Here is an 18,087-nt window from a genome sequence, read left to right as displayed (position 1 = left end):
CGTCATGCCTGCCAAGACCAGCGACACCGCCGAGATTGCCGAGGACGACATCGCGACGGTCGCCGCCGAGACCGCCAAGTCCGCGCGACGCGTGGTGGCCGCCTACGCCACCGACGCCGACGAGTGTCGGATGCTGCTGTCCATGCTCGGGATCAGCCCCGACGCCGCCTGAGCGTGCCGACGAACGTCACCGATCCCGACGGGCTCGTCCCTGATCGTGTCGACACCGATTTCCATGCCGCCGATTTCGTCGTGGTGGCCAACCGTCTCCCGGTCGACAAGGAGACCCTCCCCGACGGCAGCGTGCGCTGGAAACGGAGTCCCGGCGGCCTCGTGACCGCGCTCGAACCCATCCTCCGGTCGCAGACCGGGGCCTGGGTCGGATGGTCGGGTGTCCCCGACTCCAGCGAGCACCCCGTGGTCGACGGCCTGCAACTGCGTGCCGTGCCGCTGTCGGCGGCCGAGATCAACGAGTACTACGAGGGCTTCTCCAACGCGACGCTGTGGCCGCTCTACCACGACGTCCTGGTCAAGCCGGAGTATCACCGCGAGTGGTGGAACACCTACGTCGAGGTCAACCGGCGGTTCGCCGAGGCCGCCAGCGATGCGGCGTCCGAAGGCGCGATGGTGTGGGTGCAGGACTACCAGCTGCAGCTGGTGCCGAAGATGTTGCGGATGCTGCGGCCGGACCTGCGCATCGGCTTCTTCCTCCACATCCCCTTCCCCCCGGTCGAGCTGTTCATGCAGCTGCCATGGCGCACCGAGATCGTCGAGGGGCTGCTCGGCGCCGATCTCATCGGCTTCCACCTGCCCGGGGGCGCGCAGAACTTCCTGTACCTGGCCCGCCGTCTCGCCGGACAGGCGACGTCGAAGGGCTCGGTCGGTGTCCGGTCGAAATTCGGTGTGGTGCAGGTCGGTTTCCGCAACGTCCGCGTCGGTGCGTTCCCGATCTCCATCGATTCCGGTGCACTCGACCAGACCTCGCGGTCGAAGAAGATCCGCGACCGCGCCGCACGCATCCGTGAGGAGCTGGGCAACCCGTCGACGGTCATGCTCGGCGTCGACCGCCTCGACTACACCAAGGGCATCGACGTCCGGCTGCAGGCGCTGAGCGAACTGCTCGCCGAGAAGCGGATCGATCCGCAGGACATGGTGATGATCCAGCTCGCGACGCCGAGCCGCGAGCGTGTCGACAGCTACATCCAGATGCGCGCCGGCATCGAGCAGCTCGTCGGCAACATCAACGGGATGTACGGCGAGGTCGCCCACCAGGTCGTGCAGTACCTGCACCGCCCGGTCGACCGCGACGAGCTGATCGCGTTCTTCGTCGCCGCCGACGTCATGCTGGTGACACCGCTGCGCGACGGCATGAACCTCGTCGCGAAGGAGTACGTGGCCTGCCGCAGCGACCTCGGGGGTGCGTTGGTGCTCAGCGAGTTCACCGGTGCCGCGGCCGAACTGCGGTCGGCGTACCAGGCCAACCCGTACGACCTCGACGGGGTGAAGGACGCCATCGTCGCCGCCGTCGAGCAGGCCCCCGAGGAGGGGCGCAAACGGATGCGATCACTGCGTCGACAGGTCCTGGCCCACGACGTCAGCCGGTGGGCACAGAGCTTCCTCGGCGTGCTCGCGAACACCAGCGAGACCACCCCGAGCGGCAACCGCGGCGTCGATCTCGTCGACGACGGTGCCGACGATCGTGACTGATGTCGCCGTGGTGCGCAGCGGCACGGGTTTCGATTGGAGCGGTCTCGCCCGGGGGTTCTAGACTCACCGAGTGAGTGCCCAAGATCTGTCCCCGGAGCTGCGCCGCGCGTTGAAGGACATCGCGCGCACCCCGCGTCTGCTCGTCGCCTCGGACTACGACGGCTGCATGGCGCCGATCGTGTCCCGCCCCGAGGATGCCCGGCCCAACCCCGACTCGGTCCGTGCGATGCGCGCCATCGCCGACCTCGACTCCACCACCGCCGCGGTCATCTCCGGCCGCGCCCTGCGCGACCTCGCGACCCTGTCGCGCCTGCCCGCCGAGGTCCACCTCGTGGGCAGCCACGGCAGCGAGTTCGACATCGGCTTCGTCCACGAGATCAGCCCCGCGGCAACCGAACTGCTCGACACCGTGGTGACCGAGCTGCGCGCGATCGCCGTCGACTACGAGGGCGTGACGGTGGAGACCAAACCCGCCAGCACCGCCCTGCACGTGCGCAACGCGTCGGACACCGACTCCGACTCCGCGCTGCACCGGGTGCGCACCGGCCCGGCGACGTGGGACGGGGTGCAGGTCACCGAGGGCAAGTCGGTGATCGAGCTCGCCGTCATCCGCACCGACAAGGGCCAGGCGCTCGACATCCTCCGTCACCAGGCCGGGGCGGGAGCGGCCGTCTTCTTCGGCGACGACGTCACCGACGAGAAGGCGTTCCGCCGGCTGCACGGACCCGATTTCGGCGTCAAGGTCGGTGACGGCGACACCCTCGCGACCTATCGGGTGACCGACACCGATCAGGTCGCACTGGCGTTGGCGTTCCTCTACGAGGAGCGACGCGCGTGGCTGCGCGGCGAGAACGCCGCCCCCATCGAGCGGTTGTCGATGCTGGCCTCGCCGCGCACCGTCGCGTTGATGACACCGGATGCCAAGGTGTGCTGGATGTGTCACCCCGAACCCGATTCGGCGGCGGTCTTCGCGAGCCTGCTCGGCACCGTCGATGCCGGCGAGTTCGGTGTGCGTCCGCACGTCGACGGCGACCGTCGCGCACCGCTGCCGCAGAGTCAGCGCTACGTCGACGGCACCATGACCATCGCCACCCGCTGGGCCGGTCTCGAGGTCATCGACTACCTGCCGCGCGATGTCGCGCCCGGCCGCACCGATCTCGTCCGCGTCATCACCGGATCGGCGCCGGCGATGGTCGAGTTCGCGCCCCGCCCCGAGTTCGGCCAGGCCAGCGTGCAGATCGAGGCTGTCGAGGACGGGTTGCGGGTGTACGGCTCCAACGAGCCGATCGTCCTGCGCGCGCCAGGGGTCACCTGGCGCATCGACACCGAGCGGTTCTACCAGCGCGCGACCGCCGTGGTCGACGCCTCGAAGGGTCCGGTGATCCTCGAACTGCGCTGCGGCACCGACTACATCGGCGAGGAGGAGCGCACCGAGACCCAGCGCCGCGAGCTCGCGCAGAACTATTGGAGCGACTGGTCGGCGGGGCTCGCACTGCCCGTCATCAAGCCCGACCTCATGAAGCGGTCGGCGCTCACGCTCAAGGGACTCGTCCACGCCGACACCGGCTCGATCATGGCCGCGGCCACCACCTCGCTGCCCGAGGAGATCGGCGGCGTCCGCAACTGGGACTACCGCTACTGCTGGCTGCGCGACGCTGCGCTCACCGCATCGGCGCTGGTGTCGGTGGGGTCGCACTCCGAGGCCGAGGGGTACCTCACCTGGCTCTATCGCGTGCTCGGGACGGTGAACGGCCCCGAGTGGCTCCACCCGCTGTACACGCTCGCCGGCGGCGGTCTGCCGCCCGAGGCCATCATCGACTCGCTACCCGGGTACGCCGGTTCACGCCCGGTCCGCATCGGCAACGCGGCCAACCAGCAGGTGCAGCTCGACGTGTTCGGTCCGATCGTGGAGCTCATCGGTCACCTCGCCGACGCGCGCGCCGCGACCGGCGACCCCACACCGCTCACCGACGCCGACTGGGATCTCGTCGCGAACATGGTGTGGGCGGTGGAGCGGCGGTGGTTCGAACCCGACCACGGCATCTGGGAGATCCGCGGCAACCCGCGTCACCACGTGTACTCGAAGGTGATGTGTTGGATGACCGTCGACCGGGCGCTGAAGATCGGTGAACGGTTCGGCCGCGAGGTGGAACCCGGCTGGTCGGTGTTGCGCGATGTGATCGCCGGTCAGGTCCTCGACCAGGGCTGGAACGCCGAGGTGCGGTCGTTCACCGCGGCGTACGAGGGCACCGATCTCGACGCCGCCACCCTGCACATCGGGCTGGCCGGCATGATCGACCCCGCCGACCCGCGTTTCACCCAGACCGTGGAGGCCACCGAGGCCGAGTTGCGCAGCGGCGCAACGGTGTACCGCTACCACCACGACGATGGGCTGCCCGGCGGCGAGGGTGGGTTCCACCTGTGTGCGGCGTGGCTCGTGGAGGCCTACCTGCTCATCGGTCGACGCACCGACGCCGAGGCCCTCTTCGATCAACTCGTGAAGGCCGCCGGTCCCACCGGGCTGCTGTCCGAGGAGTACGACCCCGTCGCCGAGCGCTCACTGGGCAACCACCCCCAGGCCTACAGCCACATCGGTCTGCTCCGCTGCGCGGCGCTGCTCGGCGGCTGACCCTGCCCGACGGAGATCGTCCGCCCTGGGCGCCACCTCCGGCCATGTGCCGGAGGTGACCCTGCAGACGGACGATGTCGGTCAGGCAGGCGTCAACCGATACTGATGTGGTCGGTGCCGTTGTCGACGGGGAGTTCGCCGGCGACGGTGGCGATGACCTCGTAGTTGTTGAGCGCGATGTTGCCCGAATGGTTGTCGAGGAACGCGGTGTCGGCGGCGTCGCGGCCGGTGGCGATCCGGACGAGGGCCTGACGCGGCGCGAGTCCGGTGGCGTCGACGACGAGCCAGGTGCCGTCGATGAGCGCCTCGGCGACGGCGTGGAAGTCCATCGGCACGCAGCCCGGCGCGTACACCGCGACCAGACGGGCCGGGATGTTCAGCGCGCGCAGCAGCGCGACCACGAGGTGGGCGAAGTCGCGACACACACCGGCGTTGGCGAGCAGGGTGTCCTCGGCGCCGTCGATGGGGTCGCTGGCGCCGGGGAGGTAGTTGAGGCGGTCGGCGACGAACTTCGACACCTCGAACAGCAGCTCGATCGGCGGCTTGCTGAGGTCGAATTCCGCTGTGACGTAGCCGAAGAACTTGTCGGCCTCGGCGTAGCGACTGGGCCGCAGATACATCGACCGCTCCCCCACCTGCTCGGTGAGCGGGTCGGCCGGGGCGTTCACCGACGCCGAGTACTGCACGAGCACGTTGCCGTGGTCGACGTCGAAGCGGTGGATGCGGGTGCCGCACTCGGCGATGATCTCCTCGGGGGTGATCGAGTTGCCGTTCACCGACACCGTCAGGGTCTCCACGAGATCCATCCCGGGCAGCTTCGCCACGGTGACCTGCACCTCGAGCTCGGTGGCGGCCTCCACCCAGATGTCCATCATCGACGAGACGTCGCGCCTGATGGTGCCCGAATCGTTCGTACCCGACGTGTCTGTGCCCATGGTCGGTGGCGCCCCTGCCTGCAGTGTGTCCGTGACGAGAATGCGATGGCGGTCCCCGACCTGTTGCAGGCGCCGGGCTCAGCCTAGGCTGCCCGGGCCGCGACCGTAAACTGCAGCGATGACCACCTCATCGAGCTCGTCATCGTCCCGCCGCGTCGCCGTCGTCACCGGAGCCAGTTCCGGGATCGGCGAGGCCACCGCGAGAACGCTTGCCGCACAGGGCTACGAGGTCGTCGTCGGCGCGCGACGGCTCGACCGGTTGCAGACCCTCGCGCAGGAGATCGACGGCCGCGCGATCGCCCTCGACGTGACCGACGACGCGTCGGTCACCGATTTCTGCGCACAGCTCGACCGCGTCGACGTGCTGGTGAACAACGCCGGTGGTGCGCAGGGCCTGGCGACGGTGGCCGACGCCGATCTCGACCAGTGGCGGTGGATGTGGGAGACCAACGTCCTCGGCACGTTGCGGATGACGAAGGCGCTGTTGCCCGCGCTGATCGATTCCGGTGACGGCCTCATCGTCACGATCACCTCGATCGCCGCCATCGAGACCTACGACAACGGGTCGGGCTACACCTCGGCGAAACACGCACAGGCCGTGCTGCACCGCACGCTGCGACCGGAGTTGATCGGCAAGCCCGTACGGCTCACCGAGATCCTGCCCGGGATGGTCGAGACCGAGTTCTCGCTGGTGCGGTTCGACGGCGACGCCGACAAGGCGGCGGCGGTCTACGACGGCCTGCACCCGTTGTCCGCGGACGACGTCGCCGAGGTCGTCGGTTTCGTGGCGTCACGCCCGCCGCATGTGAACCTCGACCAGATCGTGCTCAAACCGCGCGATCAGGCCAGCGCCCGCCGGAACGTCAAGACCGGATAGCGGCGCTCAACCCGTCGGGCCCTGGCGTGCCGGGGTCGGCGGGGTGGTCGAGATGCCGGAGAGCTGCGGGGCGTTCGACGGGGTCGCCGGCGCCGAGGAGCTCGTGACCTCACCCTTGAGCGCCGACATCGCCTTCCAGTCGTCCCAGCTGAACGTCCAGTCGTAGATGTCGCCGTCGGCCTCCGACAGCGGGATCCGCGTGTTCGTGACCTCGACGGGGTCGCCGTAGATGGCGACGCCGAAGTACTGCTGCGCATTGTCGAGCGACAGGTTGATGCAGCCGTTGGTGACGTTCGACGAACCCTGGACACCGGTGGTCTCGGGGTTGGCGTGGATGAACTCGCCGTTGTTGGAGATGCGGACGGCGAAACGCTCGCGCACGTTGAAATACCCGGCCGCGGGGTTCGACATGTAGAAGTCCTCGTGCTTCTCGCTCACCACGTGGATGCCCGAGCGGGTCACGTTGCGGTCGAGGTCGCCGCTGCCGTAGCTGCAGGGCAGGGTCATGAGGACGTCACTGCCGCGCATCACGTCGATCTTGAACGACGTCGCGTCGGCCTTCACGATCTGAGCGCGGCCGATGACGAAGTCGCTGGTGACGTCGGCGGCACCGTAGACGCCGTCGCCGTGGTCGAGGCCGTAGAGCTTGGCGACCATCGACACCTTGGTGCCCGGGGCGAAGTACTCCTTGGAGCGCCAGTGCGCCCGCGAGCCGTTGTCCTCGGGCAGCCAGGCCCAGCTGCCCTCGGTCTCTGGCGTGGTGGTGACGGTGAGCGCCTTCTCGACGGCCTTCTTGTCGGTGACCGTGGAGTCGAACTTCAGGATCAGGGGAGCGGCGATGCCGACCTCCTGGCCGTCGGCGATGTTGACGACGACGTTGGCCTGCTCCTGCGGGGTCAGCGTGGTGAACGTGCCCTGGATCGGCACGGTCTTGCGGTCGTCGCCGATCGCCGTACCCGACCAGGTGTAGGTGTTCCCGTAGCCGAGGGGCTCACCGATCGTGTAGGTCGTGCGGTCCTCCGACAGCGCTCCGGTGACCACCGTGCCCCGGGAGTTGGTCAGCTTCACATCCGGGTTGAGCTGGCCCTTGGACACCTTCACCGAGAACGCAGCGGTGGGGCTGGGGTTCGCGTTCGCGTCCAGCGCCGGGGAGAAGGTGATGCCGGCCGAGGGCTCCGCGCTCTTCGACGCCTCGGCACCGGATGCGGTGTCGCCGGACTTTCCGGTGCTGCAGGCGGCGGCGGTGACGCCGACGGCGCCGATGGCGATCGCGCCGAGCGCCGTCCGCCGGGTCATCGGGGACTGGCCACGTGAGACGGTCATGTACACCGACGATACCTGCAGAGTAGGTGTGCTCCGGACGTCGCCGAGAACGTCCACCTGGTCACACCGCATGTCGCAGGACCTAGAGACGGCACCCGACGAGCACCGGTTCGGGCTCCAGGACCACCCCGAACGCGTCGGCGACACCGTCCCGCACCTCCCGCGCCAACGCCAGGAGATCGTCGGTCGAGGCGGCGCCGCGATTGGTCAGGGCCAGGGTGTGCTTGGTCGACAGGCGCGCCGGTGCATCGGCCGACGGATGACCTCGCCCGAACCCGGCCCGTTCGATGAGCCAGCCCGCCGACAACTTCACGCCGTCGTCCGCCGGATAGCGCGGGATCGGGACGTCGCCGACCCGGGCGGTGATCCGTTCGAGGATGTGAGGCAGATCATGCTCACCGACAACGGGATTGGTGAAGAACGATCCTGCGCTCCAGGTGTCGTGGTCGGCGGCGTCGAGCACCATGCCCTTGCCGCGGCGCAGACGCAGCACCGCCTCCCGGGCGTCGCCGACGGGCACCCGTTCGCCCGGCTCCACCCCGAGCGCGGTGGCGAGCTCGCGGTAGCGGATCGGCGCACTGAGTCCATTGTGGGTCAGCGCGAACGCCACCGCCGTCACCACGCGATCCGACCGGTGTTTGAGCGCACTGGTGCGGTAGCCGAGTTCCAGCGAGGCCGGCGACACCCACTCGACGGCGCCGGACGCACGGTCGAGGACCTGCACCTCGTCGAGCACGTCGGCGATCTCGACGCCGTAGGCACCGACGTTCTGCACCGGCGTGGCGCCCGTCGCACCGGGGATGCCCGACAGACACTCGAGGCCACCGAGGTCGCGGGCGACGGTGTCGGCGACGAGGCGATCCCAGTCGACCCCGGCGCCGGCGACGACCACGACGGTGTCGCGGGCGGGATCGGTCTCCCCGACCCGGATGCCGTCCTGCGCCATCTGCACCACGGTCCCGGCGAAACCGTCGTCGGAGACAACGAGATTCGAGCCCCCGCCGACGATCAGCACCGGCTCGCCGGCACGGTCGAGTCGATCGAGGGCGGCGACGAGCTCGTCGACGTCGGTGGCCCTCACGAGGCCGCGCGCCCGGCCGCCCAGGCGCAGGGTGGTCAGGTCCGCCAACGACACACCGCTGTCGGTGTCGAGGTCGTTCGCGTCACGGGAGCCCACGGGCCAACGGTAACGTCTGCAGGTCATGGCGACGAAGCTGCAGCACACCATCGAGTTCCCGTTCGGCATGGCGGCCTACCGCAAGGCCATCTCCGACCCCGAGTACTGGTCGACCCTGGCCGTCGGATCGTCGAAGGCGCCGGGCGAGCTCGAATCGGCCGGCATCACCGACACCGGTGTGCAGATAGCACTCATCCAGAAGATCCCTGCCGACAAGCTGCCGTCCGCGGTCACCTCGATGATCCCGGGCGATCTCGCGATCCACCGGACGGTGTCGATCGAGTTCTCCTCCGACGACCGGTCGGCCGGCACCTTCGACGCCACCGTCAGCGGCGCACCGGCCACCACCTCGGGCACCATCGAGGCCACCGGCGCGCAGGAGTGCACCATCGCGTTCGCCGGTGAGGTGACGGTTCGAATCCCGTTGATCGGCGGGAAGATCGAGAAGATGATCGCCGAGAACATGCGCACGCTGTTCGAGGCCGAGCGTGATTTCACGATTGCCTGGCACGAGGAGCACCCCTGACCAGCCGGCAGGTACGGTAACCCCATGGCGAGACGTCTCAGCTATTCAGCCCGCTACGAGCACCCCACCGAGAAGGTCTACTCGGCTCTGTCGAGCCGCGACTTCTGGGATGCCCAGATGGTGGAGTTCCGGAAGCTGACCCCCCAGTCCGATGTCGAGAAGTTCGTCGTCGACGAGAACGGCATCGACATCGTGCTGGTGCAGACGCTGCCGAAGTCCGATCTGCCCGCCATCGCCAACGCGGTGATCAAGAAGGACATGATCATCACGCGCAAGGAGTTCCTCGGACCGTTCCACCCGGAGAAGACCGAGGGCACCTACAGCGCCGGTATCCCGGCAGGCCCCGGCAGCCTCACCGGTGTGCAGGAACTGTTCCCCACCGAGTCGGGCTGCACGCTGCGGCGCACGACCGAGGTGAAGGTCTACGTGCCGTTCGTCAACGGCAAACTCGAGCAGCTCATCCTCGTCAACCTCGTCGACCTGTTCCGCGGCGAGGCGGAGTTCACCGCGGACTGGATCAAGGCCAACGGCTGAGCCGTCGCGGTCCCACCCCGACGGGGTCATCACCCGCGGCACCACCAACATCAACCGCCTCCGCCGGGTCGACCGGTGGATGGCCTCGCGCGCCGAGATTGTCGACGTCCTGCGTTCGGCCGAGCACCCGCTCGCCGTCGACCTCGGATACGGCGACCGTCCCGACACCGCTGTGGAGATGTACCGACGCCTCCGGGCGGTGGTCGACGACCTGTCGCTCGTGGGTCTCGAGATCGACCCCGCCCGCGTCGTCGGTGACCACGACGGTGTCCGATTCGCCCGCGGCGGTTTCGAACTCGCCGGTCTGCGACCCCATCTCGTGCGGGCCTACAACGTGTTGCGCCAGTACGACGAGGAGCAGGTCGTCGGCCACTGGCGCCGGATGCAGGACGCACTCGCACCGGGCGGGCTCATCGTGGAGGGCACGTGTGACGAGATCGGTCGCCGCTGCGCGTGGATCCTGCTCGACGCCGACGGGCCGCGCTCGCTGACGTTGTCGTGGGCGCCGCGCCACACCGGTCATCCCTCGGCCATCGCGGCCCGGTTGCCCAAGGCGTTGATCCACCACAACCTGCCCGGACGCCCGATCCACGACCTGCTGAGCGCCGCCGACCGCTGCTGGGACGTCGCCGCGCCGTACGCCCCTTACGGTCCACGGGTGCGGTGGTCGCACGCCCGGCGGGCGCTCGCGGCGAGCGGGGTGCCGTGTGAGATCCCGCGACGTCGCCTGCGCGACAACACCCTGACCGTGCCGTGGTCGTTCGTCGCACCGGGCCATTAGCCTCGCCCATCGCGCCCGGCGCCCCGTACCGTGTCAGGCATGCGTATCGCGATGGCCCAGGTGTCGACCGGCACCGATCCGCACGCCAATCTCGAGATCGTCGCCGCCCGCACACGCGAGGCCGCCGGATCCGGCGCCGAGCTCGTCGTGTTCCCCGAGGCCACGATGTGTCGTTTCGGGGTGCCGCTCGCGCCGATCGCCGAACCCCTCGACGGACCGTGGGCCTCTCGCGTGCGTGCGATCGCCGAAGAGGCGGGCACCACCGTCGTGGTCGGCATGTTCACCCCGGCCGACACCGCGTCCGGGCGTGCCCGGGTGACGAACACCCTGCTCGTCGCCGGCCCCGACGGTGCGAGCACGTCGTACGACAAGATCCACCTCTACGACGCCTACGGGTTCCGCGAGTCCGACACCGTCGCCGCCGGCTCCACCCCGACCACCATCTCCGTCGGCGGACACACGGTCGGGCTCGCAACCTGCTACGACATCCGCTTCCCGGAGCTGTTCACCACCCTCGCCGCCGACGGCGCCGAGATCGTCGTGGTGCCCGCCTCGTGGGGCGCCGGCCCGGGTAAGCGGCGTCAGTGGCGGGTGTTGGCCCAGGCCCGCGCGCTGGACAGTTCCACCGTCATCGCCGCGGTGGGGCAGGCGGTACCCACCGACCCCGCCGTGGCGGAGTCGTCGGCACCCACCGGGATCGGCAACTCGGTGCTGGTCGACCCCTTCGGCGAGCTCGTCGCCGAGTACGGCGAGGTCGAGCACCTCGGGGTCCACGACGTCGACCTCGACCGCGTCGAGGCCGCACGCTCGGCGATCGGTGTGCTCGCGAATCGACGTCTGGCGCCCGCCCGCGCCGGTGTCGTGACGGCCTGATCACGCCCGACCCCCCGACCGCCGACGTCGTCGGTCACCCACCGCCACCGTGTTTTGCGGGAACTCTCACGATCGCCTCACCATCGGCAGGCAGAATCGGAGGTGATGAATGAGCCCGAGCGACCCGACAACAATCCGCAGCAGCCCGGCCCCACACCGCCGACCGAGCAGTTCCCGGTCGGTGGCCAGGCGTATTCGCAGACACGCCCCTTCGACGCCGAACCGCAGACACACCAGGTGCCCGCCTCCGACCCGGGGCCGACACCGACCCGACCGAAGCGACGCACCGGCGTGATCGTGACGATCAGCGCGCTGGTCGTGGTGCTCGTCCTGGTGATCGCCGGGGTGGGCAGTGAGCTGTACCTGCGCAACGCCACCAAGGACTGCCTGGAGAAGTCGTTCAGCGACGTCACCGGTTCGTCGGCGTCGGTGTCGTTGAGCAAGAAACCGATGCTGCTGCAGTACGCCACCAAGAAGGTCCCGTACGTACAGATCGATGCCGACGGCGACAACGGGACAGCCATCGAGCTCCACGGCCGCGCCGACGACATCACCGCGCGATCGGACGGGTCCACCCTGGGCTCGCTGTCGGCGAACGGATCGGTGCCCTTCTCGCGCATCGTCGAACTGAGCAAGCAGTCCGCGGCAACCGCTGCCGATCAGAACTCCGGCGGCACCACGCAGAACGATCAGAGCGGGCTCGGCGGGCTGTTCGGCGGTTTCACGTTGAACAGTGTCACCGGCAACCAGTCGACCGGAACCATGTCGCTCGACGCGACGGTCACCGTCGCGATCTTCCCGATCCCGGTGAGTGTCGAGCTCAAGCCGACCGTCACCGGCGGCAAGATCGAGTTCCAGGTCGTGAAGGCGAGCGCACTCGTCTTCGGTGTGCCGTCGGGGTTCGCCCAGACCCTCGTCGACGGCGTGTCGAAGTCACTGTTCCCGCCGCTGTTCGACCAGCTCGACTTCCAGCAGCTCTCGGTCACCTCGACCGGGGTCGACTTCCGGGTGAGCGGCAGCGATGTCCCGCTCAACCAGGACACCCTCGGGTCGACACCGGCGCAGCAGCAGGGATCGACCTCCGACGCGTGCACCATCCTGTGAGCCCGGATCCGCTGTGGCTCTTCGGCGATCAGCTCGGTCGCCACATCCACTCCGGGCCCGACCACGCCGATCGCGAGGTGGTCCTCGTCGAGTCGTCGGCGGCCATCGCCCGCCGCGGCGGCCACCGGCAGAAGGCGCACCTGGTGCTGTCGGGGATCCGCCACCTCGCGGCCGAACTCGGTGACCGCGCACAGTTCTGGCAGGCGTCGGGGTATCGCGACGCACTGGTCGAACTGGGCCGGCCGGTCGTGGTGCACGAGCCGACCTCGCACTCCGCGTCGGCGTTCGTGCACCGGCTCGCCGACGAGGGGCTGGTCTCGGAGATCCTCCCCAACCCGTCGTTCGCGCTGTCGCGCAAGGAATTCGGCGAGTGGGCCGGCGACGGTACGAAGTTCCGGATGGAGAACTTCTACCGCGACCAGCGCGTGCGGTTCGACGTCCTCATGGACGGCGACAAGCCCACGGGCGGCAGCTGGAACTACGACCACGACAACCGCGACGCACCCCCCAAGCGCGAGACCCTCGGTGTCGACCCGCCGTGGTGGCCCACCGAGGACCAGATCGACGACGAGGTCCGCGCCGACCTCGACGCGATGGCCGCCGACGGCGTCGTGTTCACCGGCGTCGACGGGCCACGTCTGTTCGCGGTGACCACCGACGAGGCCGACGAGGCCCTGCGCACCTTCATCGACCAGCGCCTGGCGACGTTCGGTCGCTGGGAGGACGCGATGATGGACGCCGACTGGACGATGTCGCACTCACTGTTGTCGGTGCCGCTCAACCTGTCGCTGCTCGATCCCCTCGAGGTGGTGCACGCCGCCGAGGCCGCCGTCCGCGACGGGTCGGTCGACATCTCCGCGGGTGAGGGCTTCATCCGGCAGATCATCGGGTGGCGCGAGTTCATCTGGCACCTCTACTGGCACTACGGGCCCGACTACATGACCAACAACAGCCTCGACGCCCACGTGCAGCTGCCGGACTGGTTCCGTGACCTCGACGCCGACGCGGTCACCGCGCGATGCCTGTCAGAAGCTCTCGGCGGGGTGCGCGACCGGGGGTGGGTGCACCACATCCCGCGCCTGATGTTGCTGGGAAGCCATGCACTGCAACGCGGTTACGATCCGGCCGAGCTGTCGGAGTGGTTCCGCGCCAACTTCGTCGACGGGTTCGACTGGGTGATGCCGGTGAACGTGATCGGGATGAGCCAGCACGCCGACGGCGGGCTGATGGCGACGAAGCCGTACACCTCCGGTGGCGCGTACATCGACAAGATGTCCGACCACTGCAAGCCCTGCGACTTCAACCCCAAGAAGCGCGTCGGCGACGACGCATGCCCTTTCACCGCGGGCTACTGGGCGTTCACCCATCGCCACGAGGAGATGCTGCGCAAGAACAACCGCACGGCGCGGTCGGTGGCGACGATGAACCGCCTGAAGGATCTCGACGCACTGCTCGAACAGGAGTCCGCGCGCGAGCAATTCTGAGACCTCGACCGAACCTGAGAAAGTGTGCGAAGTCCACAGCGGCGGCTCAGTTCCCAGCGGTACGATCGGCGACACCGAACGATCGACCGATGTGAGGTGGGATCCACCATGCGAGGACCTACGTTGGCAGCGCACACCCCGGTGTCGCGCACTCCCCTGGCCGTGACGCTGGTCAGCTACGCCGGTGTCGTGTGGGCGGCGATCGCCGTGTTCGCGGTGACGCTGTTCGCCTCGACCGCCATCGGCGACGGTCGGTCGACGTACACCTATCCCCTGCATCACTGGTTCATCGCCGGCGGCGCCGCAGCCGGGGTCATGCTCGTGCTCCTGGTGGGCGTGCACGTGCTCCTCACCGACGTCCGCCGCCGAGCGGGTAGGTGACCGCGTCGATCGGGCAGTTGTGTCCGTCGACCGGTGAGACAGGCCCCTCTGCGCCGTTCGATTGACCCCACCCGACTCCGGTGTGCCACGCTCGACGGCATGACTTCTGCTTCGACCGGCCTCACCCGACGACGCGTCGCCGCGATGGTCGACCACACCCTGCTCAAGCCCGAGGCGACGCGCGACGACGCCCTGGCGTGCGCGGCCGAGGCCGCCGATCTGGGCGTGCTCGCGGTGTGCCTGTCACCGTCGATGTTGCCCATCGAGACCGGGGCGCAGCGCACCTGCGTGGTGGCGGGATTCCCGTCGGGTAAACATCATTCGCTCGTAAAAGCCGCCGAGGCGCGACTCGCCGTCGACACCGGAGCCGACGAGATCGACATGGTGATCGACGTCGGCGCCGCGGTCGCCGGGCTCTACGACGAGGTGTTCGCCGACGTCCTCACCGTCCGCGAGGCCATCGGCCCCGACGCCGTGCTCAAGGTGATCATCGAGTCGGCCGCCCTGCTCGACCTCGCCGGGCCCGACGCGGTCACGGAGGTGTCGCGGCGCGCGGCGCAGGGAGGTGCCTCGCTCGTGAAGACGTCGACCGGCTTCCACCCGAGCGGCGGGGCGAGCGTGCAGGCCGTCGAACTGATGCGCGCCGCCGTGCCCGCATCGGTCGGGATCAAGGCCTCGGGCGGCATCCGGACCGCCGAGTTCGCCGCCGAGCTCATCGCCGCCGGCGCCACCCGCCTGGGCCTGTCGGGATCACGCGCGGTGCTCGACGGGTTCGCCGACGACTGAGCCGGCCGACTGGGCCGACATGCGAGGGGTCAGGCGGTGTCCTCGACGCGGTCGCGGGTCCTCTCGAGCAGTTCGGTGAGGAGATCGTTGTAGCGGTCGTGTTCCTCGATGTTGCTCATGTGCCCGGTGTGCTCGAGCACCAGGTACTCCTCCAGATGGCCCGCGGCCTTGAGCGTCGACGCGATCGCGTCGGAGTGCTTGCGCGGCGTGAGCCGATCGTCGGTGCCCACGACGACCGCGGTCGGGACCGTGAGGTTGATGACGCCCTGCCACACGTCGAGATCGAGCAGCGCCGACCCCCACCGCGCACGGGCACGTGCCGGACATTCGCTGATCATGTGGTCGCAGAACTCGACGTGCGACAGCTTGGCCTGGGTGTTGAGCGCGATGTACTGCGCGACCTTGGGTGAGGCGGTGGTGTGTGGCAGGGGCGCGGGCGTGGTCGCCACGAGTCGACCGACGGCGTGCTCGAACGGGCGGGTGAACCGCGGCAGGCCTTCGGGGACCACCGCGAGGTTCTGCACCACCTCGACCGCCGCCGTCGAGGTCAGCACGACGACGCGCGCGAAACGCTCGACGCTCGCCGGGTGATGTTCGGCCCACGCCAGCACGGACATGCCTCCCATGCTGTGCCCCGCGATCAGCGCGCGACGCCCGTCGGGGACGACCGCCCGGAGCACGGCCTCGAGATCCGACCCGAGGAGAGCGGTGCTGAGTTTGGTGCGACCGAGCGGTGTCTTGCCGTGGCCACGCTGGTCGTAGACCACGACGCGGTGGTCGGCGGCGAAGGCGTTGATCTGCGCGTACCAGTGCCGTGTGTTGCACGTCCACCCGTGGGCCATCACGAGCAGATCACCGTCGGGTGGTCCGTAGGCCAGGACGTTGATCGGGTTGCCGTCGGAGGCGCGGACGTCGATGCGTTCGGGGGCCATGGCGGGTTCGGCGAGCAGGGAGTCGGGGCCGTCGTCTATCGGCGCCGGCCCGGTCAGGGCGGTACGCACCAGCGCGCCGAGGATCGTCCCCACCGCCAGGCCGGCCCCGCCGACCGCGACACCGCCGGCGATCGCCGTCCCGGTGAGCACTCGATGCGAGCCCGCCACCTCGCGTAACGGTCGATGCGTCCTGGTCATGGGTGGATACCTCTCCGGGGTGTATCCGACCGGCGATCGGTCGGGCGCAGGGTGCTGGTCAGGCCGATCCGGTCAGGGGATCGGTGTCGAGGATGCGGTCGCTCTCGAGGATGTCCGACGCCTCGCCGATCGCGATCGAGATCTTGGTGTCGAGTGCGCGCCGGAAGGCCGACTGCACGATCTCGTGGGCCATGGGTCGCACCGCACCGATGAGATGGGCGACCTTGGCGACCTCGGTCTCCTCCATGTCGAGCAGGCGGCCGTCGTCGCCGAAGTACTTGTCGGTGATGATCGCGACGAAGTTGTCGGCGACGTCCTCGATGTCGCTCTGCACGCGTTCCCACTTGCGCAGCAACGACTCGAGGTCGATCCCCGCCTTCACCAGCACCTCGGCACCCTCGAGCAGTTCGGGACTCTTCACCGCGTACTGGGCGCCCTCCTTGGCGAGCAGTCCCAGTCGCTGACTCATCGCGATGGTCTTCTCGTCGGCACCCAGGGTGCGACGCAGCTCCGTCAACGTGATGGTCGCGGCGCGTTTGAAGTTCTTCCACCGACCCGATTTGGGCACGCCGTGCAGGACGTGTTCGACCTTCATCCCGTAGTGGGCGGCCTGCAGGAGCTCGCTGATCGTCGCGAAGGTGTACCCGCGTTCGAGCAGGCGGGAGATCAGGTTGAGACGGACCAGGTGTTCCTGCGAGTACCACCCTGTGCGCCCCTTGATCTTCGGCGACGGCAGCAAGCCGCGGTCCTGGTAGACCCGGATGTTGCGCACGCTGACACCCGACACCTCGGCGAGCTCGTTGATCCGGTATTCAGCCACGCGGCGAGTCTATCCGCGCGGTGTGCGAGTCCTCGGTCGGTCGCGCTCAGATGATGGCGCCGCGGCGCAGCAGATACTTCCCTGGGCCGCCGATGAGTCCGCACTCGTCGAGGAACGACACGGTCTTGGCGCATCCGTTTCGCTTGCGGTCGTTGTAGTAGGTGTTGTTCCGCGCGGCCTTCACCGCGGCCTTCTTGTCGAGGCCTGCCGCCTCGTAGACCTTGGGGTTCACCAGGCAGAACACCACCATGTAGACGGTGATCGCGAGCATGAGTCGCGTGAGGTGGCGACGCAACGGGCTCATGTCGGCGGCGATGCGCACCGTCTCCTCGCGGGCGAAGCGGATGTGACGGGCCTCTTCGAGCACGTGGATCTTGCTGACGGTGCGGGTGACCGGCTGGACGCGCGGGTCCTTCATGAAGTCGCGCTGCATCATGTCGAGGATCTCCTCGGCGGCCAGGGTCCCACCGAAGGCCAGCGAACCCGAGGCCAACGCCTTGAACGGACGCGACAGGAAGTTGATCCACTTCGGGCGCTCGTAGTTCGGGATGCCGAAGTGCTCGGCGGCCTTGGCGAACATCGTCGAGTGCCGGCACTCGTCGGCGATCTCGGTGAGCGCGAACTGGAAGTGCGGCGACGCCGGATCCTGCTTGTAGGCGTCGCGGATCAGCATCTGCATGAGGATGATCTCGAACCAGATGCCGGTCGCGCTGATGCTCGCGGCCTCGTGCTCGGTCAGCGTGATGCGCTGGGCCTCGGTCATCTGATCCCACATTTCGGTGCCGTAGAGGCTGCACCACTCGGGGGTCATCCCGTAGAAGCTCTCGTGGTCGATTGGGGCATCCCAGTCGACCTCGATCAACGGGTCGTAGGACTTGCGCGCCGACGATGCCAGCAGTCGCCGTGCGGTGTCCTGGCGGTCCTGCACCCGATCGAAGCGGGTGAGGGGCTCGGCTGCGATGGTCATCGTGGGCTCCTGTCGAGGGCGTGACGCCCTCGGTTGACGACAAAGTCCTTGTC

At 68.8% G+C, this 18,087-nt stretch carries 18 protein-coding genes; 12 read left to right on the top strand and 6 right to left on the bottom strand.

The features are described from left to right. Positions 1-4 precede the first annotated feature (4 nt). The 3 genes from ACQ7HM_RS13705 to otsB all read left to right on the top strand — a co-directional run bounded on the left by ACQ7HM_RS13705 (position 5) and on the right by otsB (position 4,336). Complete coding sequence (locus ACQ7HM_RS13705) at positions 5-172, top strand: hypothetical protein (protein WP_434216786.1); 168 nt, start codon at positions 5-7, stop codon at positions 170-172. Between the two features lie 80 nt (positions 173-252). Next, positions 253-1,707 carry an alpha,alpha-trehalose-phosphate synthase (UDP-forming) gene (locus ACQ7HM_RS13700; protein ID WP_434216961.1) on the top strand — a complete coding sequence of 485 codons (1,455 nt, stop codon included), beginning with the start codon at positions 253-255 and terminating at the stop codon, positions 1,705-1,707. A gap of 70 nt (positions 1,708-1,777) precedes the next feature. Next, positions 1,778-4,336: a trehalose-phosphatase gene (gene otsB / locus ACQ7HM_RS13695; RefSeq protein WP_434216785.1), complete on the top strand. Its 2,559-nt coding sequence runs from the start codon at positions 1,778-1,780 to the stop codon at positions 4,334-4,336. 92 nt (positions 4,337-4,428) lie between these two features. Here otsB and ACQ7HM_RS13690 read toward each other — a convergent pair whose 3' ends face one another. Next, complete coding sequence (locus ACQ7HM_RS13690; RefSeq protein WP_434216784.1) at positions 4,429-5,271, bottom strand: transglutaminase-like domain-containing protein; 843 nt, start codon at positions 5,269-5,271, stop codon at positions 4,429-4,431. A 118-nt stretch (positions 5,272-5,389) separates the two neighbouring features. Between ACQ7HM_RS13690 and ACQ7HM_RS13685 the strand changes: the two genes are divergently transcribed. Next, a complete protein-coding gene (locus ACQ7HM_RS13685; protein ID WP_434216783.1) occupies positions 5,390-6,148 on the top strand; it encodes an SDR family oxidoreductase in 759 nt (252 codons plus the stop codon). A 6-nt stretch (positions 6,149-6,154) separates the two neighbouring features. Here ACQ7HM_RS13685 and ACQ7HM_RS13680 read toward each other — a convergent pair whose 3' ends face one another. Continuing rightward, entirely contained in the window at positions 6,155-7,471 is a 1,317-nt protein-coding gene (locus tag ACQ7HM_RS13680) for a L,D-transpeptidase (RefSeq protein ID WP_434216782.1), read from the bottom strand. Positions 7,472-7,553: 82 nt separating this feature from the next. Further along, positions 7,554-8,648, bottom strand: a complete 1,095-nt coding sequence (locus ACQ7HM_RS13675) for a UDP-N-acetylmuramate dehydrogenase (RefSeq protein WP_434216781.1) — start codon at positions 8,646-8,648, stop codon at positions 7,554-7,556. A gap of 25 nt (positions 8,649-8,673) precedes the next feature. Here ACQ7HM_RS13675 and ACQ7HM_RS13670 point away from each other — a divergent pair, with 25 nt between their 5' ends. The 8 genes from ACQ7HM_RS13670 (at position 8,674) to deoC (ending at position 15,117) form a co-directional block, all read left to right on the top strand. After that, complete coding sequence (locus ACQ7HM_RS13670; RefSeq protein ID WP_434216780.1) at positions 8,674-9,174, top strand: DUF2505 domain-containing protein; 501 nt, start codon at positions 8,674-8,676, stop codon at positions 9,172-9,174. 24 nt (positions 9,175-9,198) lie between these two features. After that, entirely contained in the window at positions 9,199-9,708 is a 510-nt protein-coding gene (locus tag ACQ7HM_RS13665; protein WP_045821739.1) for a DUF2505 domain-containing protein, read from the top strand. Between the two features lie 79 nt (positions 9,709-9,787). Further along, positions 9,788-10,489: a class I SAM-dependent methyltransferase gene (locus tag ACQ7HM_RS13660; RefSeq protein ID WP_434216779.1), complete on the top strand. Its 702-nt coding sequence runs from the start codon at positions 9,788-9,790 to the stop codon at positions 10,487-10,489. A gap of 39 nt (positions 10,490-10,528) precedes the next feature. Continuing rightward, positions 10,529-11,362 (top strand): carbon-nitrogen hydrolase family protein, encoded by an 834-nt coding sequence (locus ACQ7HM_RS13655; RefSeq protein WP_434216778.1) that lies wholly within the window; start codon positions 10,529-10,531, stop codon positions 11,360-11,362. A 105-nt stretch (positions 11,363-11,467) separates the two neighbouring features. Beyond that, positions 11,468-12,466: an LmeA family phospholipid-binding protein gene (locus ACQ7HM_RS13650; RefSeq protein ID WP_434216777.1), complete on the top strand. Its 999-nt coding sequence runs from the start codon at positions 11,468-11,470 to the stop codon at positions 12,464-12,466. Then, entirely contained in the window at positions 12,463-13,950 is a 1,488-nt protein-coding gene (locus ACQ7HM_RS13645; protein WP_434216776.1) for a cryptochrome/photolyase family protein, read from the top strand. Before ACQ7HM_RS13650 ends, ACQ7HM_RS13645 begins: the two co-directional genes overlap by 4 nt. Positions 13,951-14,073: 123 nt before the next feature. Beyond that, positions 14,074-14,331, top strand: coding sequence for a hypothetical protein (locus ACQ7HM_RS13640; RefSeq protein ID WP_434216775.1), 258 nt, complete (start codon positions 14,074-14,076; stop codon positions 14,329-14,331). Between the two features lie 99 nt (positions 14,332-14,430). Then, positions 14,431-15,117, top strand: a complete 687-nt coding sequence (deoC, locus tag ACQ7HM_RS13635) for a deoxyribose-phosphate aldolase (RefSeq protein WP_434216774.1) — start codon at positions 14,431-14,433, stop codon at positions 15,115-15,117. A gap of 29 nt (positions 15,118-15,146) precedes the next feature. Here the strand turns inward: deoC and ACQ7HM_RS13630 are convergent, their stop codons facing one another. The 3 genes from ACQ7HM_RS13630 to ACQ7HM_RS13620 are packed head-to-tail and all read right to left on the bottom strand — an operon-like array spanning position 15,147 to position 18,034. Next, positions 15,147-16,247: an alpha/beta fold hydrolase gene (locus ACQ7HM_RS13630; protein WP_434216773.1), complete on the bottom strand. Its 1,101-nt coding sequence runs from the start codon at positions 16,245-16,247 to the stop codon at positions 15,147-15,149. Positions 16,248-16,305: 58 nt separating this feature from the next. Further along, a complete protein-coding gene (locus tag ACQ7HM_RS13625; RefSeq protein WP_434216772.1) occupies positions 16,306-17,067 on the bottom strand; it encodes a MerR family transcriptional regulator in 762 nt (253 codons plus the stop codon). A gap of 46 nt (positions 17,068-17,113) precedes the next feature. Next, positions 17,114-18,034: an AurF N-oxygenase family protein gene (locus ACQ7HM_RS13620; protein WP_434216771.1), complete on the bottom strand. Its 921-nt coding sequence runs from the start codon at positions 18,032-18,034 to the stop codon at positions 17,114-17,116. Positions 18,035-18,087: the final 53 nt, after the last annotated feature.

This window comes from Williamsia sp. MIQD14 (genome assembly GCF_051025635.1).
In the GTDB taxonomy this organism is placed as follows: domain Bacteria; phylum Actinomycetota; class Actinomycetes; order Mycobacteriales; family Mycobacteriaceae; genus Williamsia_A.
This window is presented reverse-complemented; position numbering and strand designations above follow the sequence as displayed.

Excerpts from the sequence above, each read along its gene's own strand:
- ACQ7HM_RS13705 (WP_434216786.1), top strand. The coding sequence starts at position 5 with ATGCCTGCCAAGACCAGCGACACCGCCGAGATTGCCGAGGACGACATC.
- ACQ7HM_RS13690 (WP_434216784.1), bottom strand. The coding sequence starts at position 5,271 with ATGGGCACAGACACGTCGGGTACGAACGATTCGGGCACCATCAGGCGC.
- ACQ7HM_RS13685 (WP_434216783.1), top strand. The coding sequence starts at position 5,390 with ATGACCACCTCATCGAGCTCGTCATCGTCCCGCCGCGTCGCCGTCGTC.
- ACQ7HM_RS13680 (WP_434216782.1), bottom strand. The coding sequence starts at position 7,471 with ATGACCGTCTCACGTGGCCAGTCCCCGATGACCCGGCGGACGGCGCTC.
- ACQ7HM_RS13670 (WP_434216780.1), top strand. The coding sequence starts at position 8,674 with ATGGCGACGAAGCTGCAGCACACCATCGAGTTCCCGTTCGGCATGGCG.
- ACQ7HM_RS13665 (WP_045821739.1), top strand. The coding sequence starts at position 9,199 with ATGGCGAGACGTCTCAGCTATTCAGCCCGCTACGAGCACCCCACCGAG.
- ACQ7HM_RS13660 (WP_434216779.1), top strand. The coding sequence starts at position 9,788 with ATGGCCTCGCGCGCCGAGATTGTCGACGTCCTGCGTTCGGCCGAGCAC.
- ACQ7HM_RS13655 (WP_434216778.1), top strand. The coding sequence starts at position 10,529 with ATGCGTATCGCGATGGCCCAGGTGTCGACCGGCACCGATCCGCACGCC.
- ACQ7HM_RS13650 (WP_434216777.1), top strand. The coding sequence starts at position 11,468 with ATGAATGAGCCCGAGCGACCCGACAACAATCCGCAGCAGCCCGGCCCC.
- deoC (WP_434216774.1), top strand. The coding sequence starts at position 14,431 with ATGACTTCTGCTTCGACCGGCCTCACCCGACGACGCGTCGCCGCGATG.
- ACQ7HM_RS13630 (WP_434216773.1), bottom strand. The coding sequence starts at position 16,247 with ATGACCAGGACGCATCGACCGTTACGCGAGGTGGCGGGCTCGCATCGA.
- ACQ7HM_RS13620 (WP_434216771.1), bottom strand. The coding sequence starts at position 18,034 with ATGACCATCGCAGCCGAGCCCCTCACCCGCTTCGATCGGGTGCAGGAC.